11 protein-coding genes and 2 pseudogenes are annotated in these 15,214 nt (G+C 42.8%); all 13 read right to left on the bottom strand.

Features of this window, described 5'->3' with window-relative positions; translation table 11 throughout:
- A pseudogene (locus BM213_RS14850) lies at nt 1-179 on the bottom strand (RNA-guided endonuclease TnpB family protein); the annotation flags it as partial.
- 211 nt (nt 180-390) lie between these two features.
- Nucleotides 391-1,635 carry a GntP family permease gene (locus BM213_RS00005; RefSeq protein WP_091700050.1) on the bottom strand — a complete coding sequence of 415 codons (1,245 nt, stop codon included), beginning with the start codon at nt 1,633-1,635 and terminating at the stop codon, nt 391-393.
- A gap of 301 nt (nt 1,636-1,936) precedes the next feature.
- Nucleotides 1,937-3,394, bottom strand: coding sequence for a sodium/proline symporter PutP (gene putP, locus BM213_RS00010; RefSeq protein WP_091699934.1), 1,458 nt, complete (start codon nt 3,392-3,394; stop codon nt 1,937-1,939).
- Between the two features lie 131 nt (nt 3,395-3,525).
- A pseudogene (locus BM213_RS00015) lies at nt 3,526-4,268 on the bottom strand (proline dehydrogenase family protein).
- 106 nt (nt 4,269-4,374) lie between these two features.
- Nucleotides 4,375-5,328 carry an ABC transporter permease gene (locus BM213_RS00020; protein ID WP_091699935.1) on the bottom strand — a complete coding sequence of 318 codons (954 nt, stop codon included), beginning with the start codon at nt 5,326-5,328 and terminating at the stop codon, nt 4,375-4,377.
- Nucleotides 5,329-6,375: an ABC transporter permease gene (locus BM213_RS00025; RefSeq protein WP_091699936.1), complete on the bottom strand. Its 1,047-nt coding sequence runs from the start codon at nt 6,373-6,375 to the stop codon at nt 5,329-5,331.
- Entirely contained in the window at nt 6,372-7,901 is a 1,530-nt protein-coding gene (locus BM213_RS00030) for an ABC transporter ATP-binding protein (RefSeq protein ID WP_091699937.1), read from the bottom strand. Before BM213_RS00030 ends, BM213_RS00025 begins: the two co-directional genes overlap by 4 nt.
- Before the next feature lie 122 nt (nt 7,902-8,023).
- Complete coding sequence (locus BM213_RS00035) at nt 8,024-9,100, bottom strand: BMP family lipoprotein (RefSeq protein WP_091699938.1); 1,077 nt, start codon at nt 9,098-9,100, stop codon at nt 8,024-8,026.
- Nucleotides 9,101-9,208: 108 nt separating this feature from the next.
- A complete protein-coding gene (locus tag BM213_RS00040; RefSeq protein ID WP_091699939.1) occupies nt 9,209-9,934 on the bottom strand; it encodes a GntR family transcriptional regulator in 726 nt (241 codons plus the stop codon).
- Between the two features lie 201 nt (nt 9,935-10,135).
- A complete protein-coding gene (locus BM213_RS00045; protein ID WP_091699940.1) occupies nt 10,136-12,370 on the bottom strand; it encodes a DNA translocase FtsK in 2,235 nt (744 codons plus the stop codon).
- Nucleotides 12,371-12,437: 67 nt separating this feature from the next.
- Nucleotides 12,438-12,662: a YlzJ-like family protein gene (locus BM213_RS00050; protein ID WP_091699941.1), complete on the bottom strand. Its 225-nt coding sequence runs from the start codon at nt 12,660-12,662 to the stop codon at nt 12,438-12,440.
- Nucleotides 12,659-13,372: a ClpP family protease gene (locus BM213_RS00055; RefSeq protein ID WP_091699942.1), complete on the bottom strand. Its 714-nt coding sequence runs from the start codon at nt 13,370-13,372 to the stop codon at nt 12,659-12,661. Before BM213_RS00055 ends, BM213_RS00050 begins: the two co-directional genes overlap by 4 nt.
- Nucleotides 13,373-13,499: 127 nt before the next feature.
- Nucleotides 13,500-15,161 carry a ribonuclease J gene (locus BM213_RS00060; protein ID WP_091699943.1) on the bottom strand — a complete coding sequence of 554 codons (1,662 nt, stop codon included), beginning with the start codon at nt 15,159-15,161 and terminating at the stop codon, nt 13,500-13,502.
- Nucleotides 15,162-15,214 lie beyond the last annotated feature (53 nt).

Genomic DNA, 15,214 nt, shown 5'->3' on the forward strand with positions numbered 1-15,214 from the left:
GTTTTTGCAAGATGATAGTTTTTCTCATAATTAAGAAATTCCTTGTGTTCAAAATAGTATTGTCTGACATTGTACAATCCGACGTTGTACATGTTCTTGGCAATATGGCACAGTTCTCGAAGAGTCAAGTATTCTTCTTTGGTCAAACCATTTAGCTGTTGTTTGATACAAAAATACATTTTTTCACCTCCCATCTAACTATATTATACTATATTTTACTGAATCTATCCTATTTTCAGCAAAATATAGTTAAGGCGATTCATCTCCCACTTACTCCGCTTCGCTTCGTTGAAGTGGGAGTCTTCTCGCCTAATTAAGATAAACAATTATTTTTTCTTTATATTGTTCAATGAATTCTTTTTTTATTTGTTGATGATTTAGAACATAGTTTTATAAAAATAGATAAAAAATGACTGTACATGTTGTGGCAATGGCTATGCCTATGAGCGTTTCGTACGGAAGCAATGTAAGGCGCTCTTTCGTTGACATATGTACACTCGCTGCGGTGATATGAAAAAAACTGCCGTGCGGTAAATGATCGAGCACTGTTGCCCCCGCATGTACCATAGCTGCTCCCGCAAGCGATGGGACACCCGCTTCAACTAATGCTTTTCCAAACACGTGGCTTGCGACAGCTGTCCCCGCCGTTGTAGATGCAGTAATGCCTGACAATAACGCACCAGCTAACGATGCCATGACGTATGGCGGAAATCCTAGCGATTCGAGCATGTGCATAAACGTTTGGTGCAAATCGGAGTTCGCGATTACACCCGCTAGCGTTCCAGTACCAAGAAGCATGAATACAACACCGCTCATTTTTTCCATGCCTACGCGTAGAAACACGTTCAACTCCCTCGTTTTATTCATAACAATCACACCAATCACCGCACCAGTCGGCAGAGCGATAAGCGGATCAATTGACACGCCAAAGAGCGGGCGTGACAATAAAAGAATTATCGCAACACCGGGAGCAACGATCGCTTTTTGCCATGGAGGTGTTTCTTTTTCAACCGTTTCAATTTTTGGCATATGTTTGTCATCACCCCGCCACCGTTTTGCAAGCTGGTACGTGACAAAAAGACCAATCACCGCCGGTGCGATGCCTGCCATCATGAGAGAGGAAAGAGGGACATGAAATGCCTCAGCAGCTGCAATCGTATTCGGGTTAGGAGAAATAATATTCCCAGCTTTTCCCCCACCAATTAATGCGAGCAATATAGCAAAACGCGACACGTCAAGTCGATGTGCCATCGCAAGCGCAACAGGTGCAATCGTCATAATGGCAACATCAACAAATACCCCACACGCTGTTAACATCATCGCTGCAACACATAGCGAAAATAGCGCATATTTTTCCCCACATGCTTGCATGAGTTTTTCTGCTATTGCCACCGCTGCCCCCGACTGCATTAATACACCAGCAAGCACACCAGCTGCTAAAACGCGCAAAATAGACGGGGTCATCTCTTTTGCTCCATCTATCATTAGCCGAACAGCTTCATCGATAGAAACTCCCCCTAGTAAAGCACCAATAAACGCGCCGCACATCATTCCATACCCTACCGGCACATTTCGTAAAATAAATACAACAGCTAGTAGAAAAGCAGCTATCGCTCCAAATGTGTTCAATTTGATCCCCTCCAAGTATACAATCTATAAACATATCATGATGTAACGTCATTTTTTGTAAATATATCACAAATAACATAAAAACTGTGTAAAAATTTTTAAAAATACGTACAGATGTCATCCGTATATACATTATTTTTGTAATAGTCTTTTTGTCGGAGGTGATCAGTGTAACAGGACGTTTTTTACTTATTTCTCTCGGAACAGGTGTTATAATGGTACTTGGAACATATTTCAAATGAAATGAAGCGAGCCATTCGACAATTTTCCACGTAAGAAAAAGGTGCCCAAATTGGACACCTTTTTCTTACGATGAAATCGTACGTTTAAACGTATCAAATTGCTCTGTCACTTGTTTACCTGGCGCTGCTGTCAATACGCTGACGATAACAATAGCGATGAGGCCTGCGATAAAACCAGGAACCATCTCATACATGACGCTAGCGTATGAAGAGTTTGCCCAAACGATGACCGTCGTCGCCCCTGCAATCATTCCCGCAAGCGCTCCCCATTTTGTCATGCGACGCCACCATAAGCTTAATATAATAACAGGACCGAATGAAGCACCAAACCCAGCCCATGCATAGCCAACAAGATTTAAAATCGTATTGTTTTGCTCATATGCCAAAATTAAAGCAACAACAGCAACAAGTAACACCGATAAACGACCAACAAACACAAGCTCTTTATCGGACGCTGAACGACGGAATAAAACTTTATATAAATCTTCTGTTAGGGAACTTGATGTCACAAGCAATTGCGATGAAATCGTGCTCATAATTGCCGCTAAAATGGCCGCCAGTAAAAATCCTGTAATAAGCGGATGGAATAAAATTTCACCAAGTTTAATAAATACCGTTTCTGGATCTTCTAACGTCATGTCGGCTTGTTTAAAGTAAGCAATTCCAAAAAGACCTGTGAGCATCGCGCCGACAGATGAAAAAATCATCCAGCCCATCCCGATTCGGCGTGCTTGTTTCATCTCTTTCACAGATGAGATGGCCATAAAGCGAACGATAATGTGCGGCTGGCCGAAATAACCGAGCCCCCAAGCAAATAAAGAAATGATACCGACAACGCTTGTCCCTTTAAATAAATCAAGCAAATTCGGATCGATGTCGCGAATTGTTGTTGTCGTTTCCGTTAACCCACCAATGTGCGTAAGCGTTACAACAGGTACGAGAATAAGTGCAATAAACATGATGAGACCTTGCACAAAGTCCGTCCAACTTACCGCTAAAAATCCCCCAAACAACGTGTAAGCTACAACGACGCCTGCCACAATCCATAACCCTGTATGATAATCTGTACCGAACGAGTTTTTAAACATGACCCCACCTGAAACGAAACCAGATGAGACGTAAAACGTAAAGAAAATCATAATGACGAATCCAGACACGAGACGTAACAACTTCGATGTATCGCCGAAACGATTTTCTAAAAATGACGGAATCGTAATCGAGTCGTTCGCCACTTCCGTATATACTCGTAAGCGCGGCGCAACGTATAGCCAGTTGACGTAAGCCCCGAGCGCTAAACCGATGACAATCCATGAAGCGCTCAATCCTTGCGCATACATCGCCCCAGGTAAACCGAGCAACAACCAGCCGCTCATATCCGATGCCCCAGCGCTTAATGCCGTCACCGCTGGGCCGAGCGTTCGTCCACCTAACATATAATCGGACAAGTTTGACGTCCGTTTATACGCCCAATATCCAATTAACAACATCCCTACCATATACAAAACAACAGATGCAATAACCAAAACAATCTCCCCCTCCTTTGTTGTCTTTGAAACCTCTTTGTGTTTATCATTATACTAAAATATATTCACAATTGTACAAAAAATTTTTTCCCAAAAAAGCCTTTTAATGCGAACGCGACGTTTTGCGGGCGTTATGCAAGCCGGCTCATAAAATATCCGAACCAATCGTTCCCAAACGGTACATATACGCGCATAGTGTATCCTTCTTTCACCAATTGCTGCTGCATATCTGTTTCGTGTGTTGCAATCGCTGTATAGCTTCCGTTCAATAAGTGAAGTCGAATGATGTTCATGTAGTTTTCATCGACTTGTTGCTTATCTTGAAACGCCACTTCCGGCGGCTCTTTATACGTACCTTTCACTAAACGAAGCGATACACCTTTTAAGTTTTTTACATCTTGTTCCTTATCATACATTTGCCGAAGCTCATGCAAAAGATCGAGCGTCGCTTGACAATGCCCTAAATCTTCCATATCCATGCGCACAAAGTTGTTATATCGTTTTGCTGTGTCAACAATTTGACGCATGTTATTTAAACAAAAAATTAAAATCAATGTCGAGCCCAAGTTGTGTCAGCTTCACACATAAGTTGCTACGAACTCCTGCCCGACGAATAGCTTCTAACGTGCGAATGTTATACTCTGTCGCTTCGATTGCCTCCTCGCGACTACAAACAAACTCCCCTAAATGGTCAAGCGTACAAACAAGTCCTTTTTCATTCAGTTTACGCACTTTTTTTGATAGCGCCTTCAATCGTTTCACCCGCAACGACTTGGGAAACTCCAAAACGGATCCCTCATTTTCTCGCTGCTTGATTTAACATTTTACTTTGCGAAGCATACAAAAAGATGTTTTTCGATAATTGTGCAAACACCGTATTCACCTCTTTTAAAACATTTCGCCACTGTTTTTGCTTGCATGTACAACACTTGATCAAAGGCGTGAAAAAAGGACTTCGGGCAGCCCGAAGTCTTTTTCTATTAACGTTTTCCTTTGACATACGGCGTACCGAGCGCTTTTGGCGCATCCGCACGTCCGATAAATCCAGTTAACGCTAAAATCGTTAAAGCATACGGCAAAATAAGCAAATAAACAGTCGGTACGTTTTTCAAAAACGGAATCGCCTGTCCGACGATGCTTAAACTTTGCGCAAATCCGAAGAAAAGAGCCGCTCCCATCGCGCCAAGCGGATGCCATTTTCCGAAAATCATTGCAGCAAGCGCCATAAATCCTTGACCAGAGATCGTCGCATGGCTGAAATCGCGTGAAATAATTATCGCATAAATCGAACCGCCAATTCCTGCAAGTGCACCGCTTAACATCACTGCGATGTAGCGCATTTTTGTCACATTAATCCCCATCGTATCTGCTGCCATCGGATGTTCCCCAACGGCACGAAGGCGAAGTCCGAACGGCGTTTTATAAATGACGTACCATACGACAAACGCTAATACAATCGCTAAATAAGATGGCAAATATCCGTTTGAAAATAAAATCGGACCGAGAACAGGAATTTTACTTAAAATCGGAATATCAATTTTATCAAAACCAACTTGTACTTGGTCTGTCTGTCCTTTTCCATACCACATTTTAACGAGGAACAACGATAACCCTAATGCTAAAAAGTTAATCGCCACCCCGCTAACGACTTGGTCAGCACGAAGCGAAATGGATGCTACTGCATGCATGAGCGAGAAAATAGAAGCAACAACCATCGCAACAACAATCGCAAGCCATGGGGTTAGTTCGCCAAACTGGTCAGCAAACGTTAAGTTAAATACTACACCAGTAAACGCTCCGATGACCATCAAGCCCTCTAATCCGATGTTGACAACGCCGGAGCGTTCGCTAAATACGCCACCAAGCGCCGTGAAAATGAGCGGTGCCGCAAAGAAAATCGCGGAAGGAATAATAATTTCAAGGATGTTTAACATTTATTTTCCCTCCTTTTTCAAGCGCGTAAGCACAAGACGAATTAAATAGCTAGAAGCAACGAAGAAAATGATCAACGCAATGACGATGTCAACAAGTTCTGTCGGCACATCGGCCGCTGATGGCATCTCTAACGCTCCGACTTTTAACGCTCCAAATAAAATAGCTGCTAAAATAATTCCAAATGCATGGTTTCCTCCAAGGAGGGCAACCGCAATTCCATCGAATCCGACTCCAGTAAATCCCGCTTTAACGGAGACGTTTTCAAATGTCCCTAATCCTTCCATTGCTCCAGCAATACCGGCGAATACCCCTGAAATAACCATTGACAATACGATATTACGGTTCACGTTCATACCAGCGTAGTGCGACGCATGTTGGTTAAAGCCGACGGCGCGGAGTTCGTATCCTGTCGTCGTTTTCTCAAGCAAAAACCACATGACAACAGCCGCAATCAACGAAATAATAATGCCGTAATGAAGCGTCGAGTAATCTGTTAATGATTGTAAAAACTCAGAACGTAACGACGCCGATGGATAAATTTTCTCCGATTTAAATCCTTGATCCGATAATACGGAACGAATGACCGCATTCGATACGTATAATGCAATATAGTTCATCATAATCGTAACGATAACTTCATGAACGCGGAAACGAGCTTTTAAAAAACCAGGAATGAATCCCCAAAGCGCTCCCGCCGCTGCAGCTGCAAAAATGGCAAGCGGCAAATGAATAACTTTTGGAAGTTCAAACGCAACGCCTACCCAAACCGCAGCGAGCCAACCGACGATGAGCTGTCCTTCTACACCGATGTTAAATAGTCCTGTTCGAAAGGCGAACGCAACAGCTAAACCGGCTAAAATATACGGCGTCACTTGACGAATCGTTTCCCCAATATAATATCGATCACCAAAAGCACCGTACAATAAAGCAGAATATCCAGCAATCGGATCATAGCCGCTGACGAGCATAACAATTGCTCCGACGATAATTCCGAGAATAACCGCAAAAACAGGGACGAGAATATTCGTTAGACGATTTTCACTCATGATGATACACCTGCTTCCTTCCGTTTGCTTCCTGCCATCAACAAACCAAGCTCTTGTTCTGTCGTTTCTTTCGGGTCGACAATGGCGACAATTTTTCCTTCGTAAATGACCGCAATACGATCGCTGACGTTCATAATTTCATCTAGCTCGAACGAAACGAGCAAGACAGCTTTTCCTCTATCACGTTGTTCAATGAGACGTTTATGAATAAACTCAATCGCTCCAACGTCAAGTCCGCGCGTCGGTTGTGCGGCAATGAGCAAATCTGGGTCGCGATCTACTTCCCGTCCAATAATTGCTTTCTGTTGGTTTCCTCCTGATAGTGCGCGCGCTTTCGTATATTCATCTGGCGTACGAACATCGAATTCTTGAATGAGCTGACGCGCTTTGTCGTAAATAGCTTTGAAATTTAAAACGCCTCGTTTAGAATATGGCTCTTTGTAATATGTTTGAAGCACCATATTTTCTCCGATCGAGAAGTCAAGGACAAGTCCATGTTTATGACGGTCTTGTGGGATGTGCCCAACACCTGTTTCTGTAATTTGGCGCGGTGTTAAGTTGCGAATTTCTTTCCCATTTAAACGAATCGAGCCCGATTCAGATTTCATTAAACCTGTGATCGCTTCGATGAGCTCTGTTTGTCCGTTGCCGTCTACCCCTGCAATACCGACAATTTCACCCGCGTGTACCGTCAAATGCAAATGATCGACAACAGTAATTCCACGCGAATCTTTCACGACTAAGTCTTGAATTTCGAGTACAGGCTTGCCGACTTTTGGCGGTTGTTTTTCTGTTTTGAAATGTACTTCACGTCCGACCATTAACGCAGCGAGTTCGTTCGGATTCGTTTCCGATACATTTAACGTGCCGATCCCTTTTCCACGGCGAATGACGGTCACTCGATCGCACACTTCCATAATTTCTTTTAACTTATGCGTAATTAAAATAATGGACTTCCCTTCACGTACAAGCGCTTTCATAATTTGGATAAGTTCTTGAATTTCTTGCGGTGTTAACACGGCCGTCGGTTCATCGAAAATTAAAATATCCGCCCCACGATATAACGTTTTTAAAATTTCTACACGTTGTTGCATTCCGACAGAAATGTCCGCAATTTTCGCTTTCGGGTCAACGGCTAAGCCGTAACGCTCTGATAGTTCACGCACTTCTTGTTCAGCACGCTCAATATCGATTTGTCCGCTTTTTGTCGGTTCGCTTCCTAAAATGATGTTTTCAGTAACTGTAAACGTATCAACAAGCATAAAGTGTTGGTGTACCATTCCGATTCCTAAGTCATTGGCGACGTTCGGATTGGGAATGTTCACTTTTTTTCCTTTGACGCGAATTTCCCCACCATCTGGTTGGTATAAACCGAATAACACGTTCATTAGCGTCGATTTTCCTGCACCGTTTTCGCCTAACAGTGCATGAATTTCCCCTTTTTTCAGTTGCAGCGTAATGTTATCATTGGCCACAAAACTCCCAAAAACTTTGCGGATGTTTAGCATTTCGATTACGTACTCCAAACGTGATCCACTCCTTATATGAGCATGATTTACATCACTAAATGAAAAGCCGCAACGTGTTGCAACCCTTCATTTAGTGAGTTCTCCGAAGGGAAGGATCCCTTCGGAGAACGATCATCTACCTATTTTAACTCTGCACGAGTTGTAGGCACTTTCACTTCACCGTTAATAATTTTTTGTTTCCATTCGTCAACTTGTTTTAACACGTCTTCAGGAACGTTGTTTTTAGATGTTGGTGCAATACCTACACCATCTTCTTTTAAGCCGTACTCAACTGCTTGACCGCCAGGGAAGTTTCCGTTTTTCGTTTTTGTCGCTAAGTCGTATACAGCAACGTCAACACGTTTTACCATCGATGTTAATGTTACGCTTTTGTCTGTTCCTGGCACTTTTCCTTCTTCATATTGGTCACGGTCAACACCGATCACCCAAATTTCTTTGTTTGGATCTTGTTTTTTCAAGTCGATCGCTTCAGAAAACACGCCGTTTCCTGTTCCACCAGCTGCATGATAAATAATGTCAACACCGGAAGCATACATGCTTGAAGCAATTGCTTTTCCTTTATCCGCTTTATCAAACGCACCTGCGTATTGTACTGTTACTGTTGCATTCGGGTTAACGGCTTTTACACCTGCGATAAAACCACTTTCGAACTTCTCGATTAATGGCAGTTCCACACCGCCAACGAAACCGATTTTATTCGTTTTTGTCATTAAGCCAGCGACAACCCCAACGAGGAACGAACCTTCGTGCTCTTTAAATGTAATGCTCGCTACGTTTGGTTTTTCTACAACGCTGTCAACGATAGCGAATTTGTTATCTGGTTTTTGTTCCGCAATTTCCGTAATGGCATCTGTCATTAAATACCCGATACCGAAAATTAGATCAAAATCGTTACGTACAAGTTTATTTAAGTTTGTCGCATAGTCAGCATCACCTTTTGACTGTAAATAGTCATAGCCGCCTTTCCCTTTTTTCAAACCGTTTTCTTCACCAAATTTTTGTAGTCCTTCCCACGCTGACTGGTTGAACGACTTATCGTCAATCCCTCCCATATCTGTAACCATTGCCACGCTAAATTCAGACACTTTTCCTTCATCTGTTTTCGGCTCTTCTTGCCCTTGTTGACCACAGCCGCCAAGAATTAAACCGGCAGTTAACAATAAAGACATGGACAATCCAAAACGCTTTTTCTTCATCAACCATTACCCCCTCAATTTTCAAATATAGATTAAGTAAAAAAGTGGAATGTAAACAAACCTTCTCCCTCCAATGTCACCTCCTTAATAAAATAAGCATGTTTATAGCTACACGCGTTTTCGTAACACGTGGAAGCTAAACTTATCCGATTTAAAATAGTCGATCGAATATAAGATCGGCTCGTCGTTTTCGTCAAAATGCATTTGTTTTAAAACTAAAAGCGCAGTTTCCGGCTCGCATTGCAAAACCGGTGATACTTTTTCATGATAACCGAGCGGTTCAATGTGTGTAATAGCGTACGCAATATATCGATTCGCTTCATCATGTAATATTTCTAATAACGACTCGTTTTCATAGGCAATCCCTTTAGGTAAATATTTACAAGGGACTTTATCAATACAATACACAACCGGTTCGTTATTTGCTGTGCGCACTCGCTCGACAACGAGCAAATCTTCCTCTTTATGACATTGAAAGCGCTTTATATCATCTTCAGTCGGTTTCTGAATAGAGGATGATAAAAAAATCGTTCCCGGTTTGCGCCCGGCTTGGCGAATCATCTCCGTCACGCTGCTCAATTGCTCAATGCCAGAGGTGAACATCGGGCGGGAACTAACGAACGTTCCAACGCCATGGCGGCGGATGATGACGTTTTCTTCCTCTAACACCCGCAATGCTTCCCGCAACGTCGCTCGGCTAACCCCTAATTGTTTGGCTAGTTCAAATTCAGAAGGAAGCTTTTCTTTTTCCTTGTATACCCCTTGTTCAATATCCTTTTTAATCCGATCAATGACTTGTAAATATAAATGTCGATGATCTGTTTTAACAGACATTCACCATCCCCCACCTTAGATATCAGACATCTGATGTTAGACAAATTTCTCACTAATAATGTAACATTTTTTTGCCCATAAATAAATAGCAAATAAAAAAATTGTCGAAAAAAGTCGTATAAAATCATATGTAACCGATTTTAATAATATATCATTATTATATCCCATTTATACAAAAAAGAGGCTTACTTTTAGCCTCTTTCATGACGTTTTTGCTTGATCGCTCGGAGATACGAGCACCGCGCGCGGTTTACTTCCTTCATAAGGCCCGACAATACCACGCGCTTCCATCGCATCAATTAAACGTGCCGCCCGATTATAGCCGATGCGGAACCGTCGCTGCAACATAGAAACAGATGCGCTTTGCATTTCAATGACAAGCTGAGCCGCCTCATCAAACAGCTCATCATCAAACGCTTCTTGCGGCTCATCATCTTGCGCCATCATCGTCTCTTCGTATTGCGCTTGTTGTTGTGAAATAACATATTGCACGACCGCTTCCACTTCTTGATCGGAAACGAAAGCGCCCTGCACGCGAACGGGCTTAGAGGCACCGACAGGTAAAAAGAGCATGTCCCCACGCCCGAGCAGTTTTTCGGCCCCTCCCATATCTAAAATCGTCCGCGAGTCTGTTTGTGACGATACGCTAAACGCGATGCGCGATGGAATATTTGCCTTAATGACGCCGGTAATGACGTCAACGGATGGACGTTGCGTCGCGATAATTAAATGAATGCCTGCTGCGCGCGCCATTTGGGCAAGACGAGTAATGGAATCTTCTACATCACTTGAGGCAACCATCATTAAATCTGCTAGCTCATCCACAATAACAACGATGTAAGGTAGAAGCGGTTGTTTCGTTTCCGCAGTCTCATTATGACGCTCAATATATTCGTTATATCCTTCAATATTGCGCGTGCCTGTATGCGAAAATAGTTCATATCGCCGTTCCATTTCGCTTACGACTTTTTTTAACGCTTGGGACGCTTTTTTCGGATCAGTGACGACCGGAGAAAGCAAATGCGGAATACCATTGTATACGCTTAACTCAACCATCTTCGGATCAATCATCATCATCTTTACTTCATGCGGCTTTGTACGCATAAGCAAGCTAACGATTATGCCATTAATGCATACGCTTTTTCCGCTCCCCGTCGCGCCAGCAACAAGTAAATGTGGCATTTTGTTCAGTTCGGCAAGCACCGCTTGTCCAGATATATCGCGCCCGAGTCCGATTAGCAACTTCGCCTCCCGTTTGTCCGCTTCCTTCGCTTCTAGCACTTCACGCAAAGAAACCATCGCAATTTCTTCATTCGGCACCTCGATGCCGATAGCAGATTTTCCAGGGATCGGTGCTTCCATACGAATGTCTTTTGCGGCGAGAGCAAGCGCTAAATCATCGCTTAAGCTAACAATTTTACTTACTTTTACACCGACATCCGGGTATACCTCATATCTTGTGACAGCTGGACCAATATGCACTTTCGTTACCTTTGCCTTCACACCGAAGCTTTGAAACGTTTTTTCAAGCTTGCGAGCATTTTCATAAATGTTTTCTTTTTCTCGTGATTGATCGACCGCCTTTGGTGGAGAAAGCAAATCAATTGGTGGCAAAACATAATCTGTTTCATGCGTTTGCGTAAATACGATCGGCTTTTCTTCTTCCACTGCTTCATTAAAATTAGAAATGACAGGACCTTCGCTTTCTTTTTCCTCCGCTTCATCTTCCTCTTTTTCTTCGAATGCCGTCACCACTTCAATGTGTGGTTGAAGTTGCTTTTCTTTTTTCGGACGACTCAAAAACGAACGAACATCTGAAAGAACGGCTTGCGTTTGCCTCCGCATAAATGAAATGAACCATTCAATCCCTTTTCCAGCAGTATCACGTAACGTTTTTCCTGTTAAAAGCAACAGACCGATAATCATCAATATGGAAGCGATCCATTTTGTTCCTAGCTGATCAAATAAATAATAACTAATTGTATACAGTAGGGCACCGAGCATGCCGCCGCCCAAATCAGAAAAAGAACCGTTTTCTCCGCGCACATCTGCCCAAAATAACTCCCATGTCGTCTGAATAATGCTCGGATTTACTAATTTTCCATTCCGCGATAAAATGTTGAACAACGTTTCGTGACTAAATAGTAATAATGAAAGAATGATTAAATACAATCCGACGAGCACGCGTTGAAAAAACGGAGGCCACGCTCGCTTCCAAATGATGTACAACGACGTCATAAGCGCTCCTAACAACGCAACAATGTACCACTCCCCTAAAAAAAAGCGCGTAGTAAAAACGAGTGAACGTCCGACAGCGCCGACATTTGCCATCGCGATGACCGTGCATGCTAACATCGTTAAACCGATGAGTTCGAAATGCAATGTTTTTTTCCACTGTTCTTGTTTGTTTGTGCGACGTTTATTTTTCTTTCCCATATTTCGCCCACTCCAACATATAAGATGAAAAAGCAGCCAACAGGAGAAGCGTGGCTGCTTGCTCTTATTATACCATAAATTGTAGCGATGTCGCACAAAGTTTTGTGCCCGGCTCATACGTTAAATAATGCTGTGGATCACTACTTAGTAGCCGAACGATTTCATACTCATTCGTTTCCGTTTGTTGTACAAGTAAAGGGATCCCATTATAATAGACCGTTCGTTGCTTTTTATACTCTGATTCATCTGTTTGAAAAATGATAAATGGTGAAGCGACCGTATGTAAAATCATTGTAACATCGCCCCTTGTTGATTCGAATGATCGATCAGTTCTCGCAATTTGCGCATCGCTTGCGAAAGCCCGCCAACTTCATCAATTAAGCCATACTTCACAGCGTCCGTCCCGACGACGTTCGTGCCAATATCTCGCGTTAAATTTCCTTTTGAAAACATAAGTTCTTTGAATTTCTCTTCACTAATACGTGAATGCTTTACGACAAAATTCACGACGCGTTCTTGCATTTTATCCAAATACTCAAACGTTTGTGGAACGCCGATGACAAGACCCGTCAAACGAATCGGATGAATCGTCATCGTCGCCGTTTCTGCAATAAACGAATAGTCGCACGAAACCGCAATTGGCACACCAATCGAATGTCCACCGCCGAGCACAATCGAAACAGTCGGCTTAGACATCGATGCTAACATTTCAGCGATCGCCAACCCTGCCTCCACATCTCCACCTACTGTATTTAATACGACAAGCAATCCTTCAATATTTGGGTTTTGCTCAATCGCCACAATTTGCGGAATGATATGTTCATACTTCGTCGTTTTATTTTGTGGTGGTAATTGAATATGCCCTTCAATTTGACCAACAATTGTTAAGCAATGAACGGTCGAATCTGAAGAAAGCTGCGGAACATTCGTTTGACCAAGTTGCACAATATTTTCTGTCGGAGACGGCTTCGTTTCCTCTTGAGATATATCTCGCTCGTCCATAACACAATCCCCTTTCTGTCGTGTGATGTCGTTAGTATACGTGAACATCGTCTTATTCATACAAAAAACACCTGCGTATCGCAGGTGTGCGTATCGCAGGTGTTTTTTTGACTTTGAGCATGTTGTTTTACACTTCCATAATAATTGGTAAAATCATCGGTTTCCGTTTTGTTTTTTCAAATAAATATTGGCTAAGTGCATCGCGAATGTTTGTTTTTAATGAAGACCATTCAATAACGTAATCTTCCATACTTTTTTCAACAATCTCTTTGACGATTTTCACAGATTCTTCAAAAAGCGTTTCTGATTCACGCACGTACACAAAACCGCGCGAAATCATTTCTGGACCAGCAACAACGCGTTTATGTTGCTTACTTAATGTGACGACAACGATCATAATACCGTCTTGTGAAAGTAAACGGCGATCACGCAATACAATGTTGCCTACATCTCCAACGCCTAACCCATCAATTAAAATTTGACCGCTCGGCACCTTGCCGCCAAGACGGGCGTGACCGTTGCGAAATTCGATAACTTCCCCTTTTTCAATTAGAAAAATCGCATCTTGACGAATGCCGACCGCTTGGGCAATTTTCCCATGCGCCTTTTGCATACGAAACTCTCCATGCACCGGAATAAAATACTTCGGCTTCATAAAATTTAACATTAACTTTAACTCTTCTTGATAACCGTGTCCGGATACATGTACGCGACGTTGACCGTACACGACGTTCGCCCCTGCCCGATATAGCGCATCAATCGTTCGGGCAATAAACAGTTCGTGTCCCGGCATTGGAGAAGAAGCGACGATGACTGTGTCCCCTTCTTTAATATTAATATATTTATGTGCTTGTTTCGCCATGCGGGCAAGCGCCGCCATCGGCTCCCCTTGATTGCCTGTCGTTAAAATGACTAAGTCACGATCGTTGTAGCGATCAACTTCATTCATCGGAATAATCATATTTTCATCAAACTTTAAATATCCAAGGCGCACCGCAATATCGATCACTTTATGCATATGACGGCTCATAATGACGACTTTTCGTTTATGATCGCGTGCAGCATGCAACACTTGTTGAATGCGCGTAATGTTTGATGCAAAACACGCTACAATAATGCGTCCGCTCGCATTGTAAATGACATCGGAAATTTCTTGGCCAACAATCGCCTCTGAGCCTGTATACCCCGGTTTTTCTGCATTCGTACTATCAGATAGTAAACAAAGTACACCTTGCGCTCCAATTTGTGCCATCTTCCCAAAATCGGTGCGACACACTCCTACAGGCGTTTGATCAAACTTAAAATCGCTTGTGTATACAACAGCCCCTTGCGATGTGCGAATGCTGACGCCAAGGCAATCTGGGATGCTATGATTCGTCGGGAAAAACGATACGATCGCTTTATCAAATACGATTTCACTATCTGCATGTATTTCTATACGCTTCGCCTTAGATGTAATTCCTTGCTCCTTTAGTTTTTCTTCCATGAGCGCAAGAGTCAATTTTGCTCCGTACACAGGTACAGTAATTTTTCGTAGCACGTACGCGATCGCCCCGATATGGTCGTCATGGCCGTGCGTTAAAAAAATGCCGCGAATACGCGCCTGTTGCTCAACTAAATACGAAATATCGGGAATGACCATATCAATGCCAAACATTTCGTCCTCTGGAAACATAAGTCCAGCATCTAGGACAAAAATATCTTCATCTACCTCGACGACGTACATATTTTTTCCTACCTCTCCGACGCCGCCAAGGGCAAATACACGTATTTTCTCTGCTTGTTTCATCATAAAATCCTCCTACAATCAAACAAACTAGCCCGCTCAAAGTCACTTACATC

Source organism: Anoxybacillus pushchinoensis (assembly GCF_900111795.1).
GTDB lineage: Bacteria > Bacillota > Bacilli > Bacillales > Anoxybacillaceae > Anoxybacillus > Anoxybacillus pushchinoensis.

What these genes read in the sequence shown, in the direction of transcription:
- BM213_RS00025 (WP_091699936.1), bottom strand. Translation starts at nt 6,375, where the DNA reads ATGAGTGAAAATCGTCTAACGAATATTCTCGTCCCTGTTTTTGCGGTT.
- BM213_RS00050 (WP_091699941.1), bottom strand. Translation starts at nt 12,662, where the DNA reads ATGATTTTACATACGGTCGCTTCACCATTTATCATTTTTCAAACAGAT.
- BM213_RS00045 (WP_091699940.1), bottom strand. Translation starts at nt 12,370, where the DNA reads ATGGGAAAGAAAAATAAACGTCGCACAAACAAACAAGAACAGTGGAAA.
- BM213_RS00060 (WP_091699943.1), bottom strand. Translation starts at nt 15,161, where the DNA reads ATGAAACAAGCAGAGAAAATACGTGTATTTGCCCTTGGCGGCGTCGGA.
- BM213_RS00055 (WP_091699942.1), bottom strand. Translation starts at nt 13,372, where the DNA reads ATGGACGAGCGAGATATATCTCAAGAGGAAACGAAGCCGTCTCCGACA.
- BM213_RS00020 (WP_091699935.1), bottom strand. Translation starts at nt 5,328, where the DNA reads ATGTTAAACATCCTTGAAATTATTATTCCTTCCGCGATTTTCTTTGCG.
- BM213_RS00040 (WP_091699939.1), bottom strand. Translation starts at nt 9,934, where the DNA reads ATGTCTGTTAAAACAGATCATCGACATTTATATTTACAAGTCATTGAT.
- BM213_RS00035 (WP_091699938.1), bottom strand. Translation starts at nt 9,100, where the DNA reads ATGAAGAAAAAGCGTTTTGGATTGTCCATGTCTTTATTGTTAACTGCC.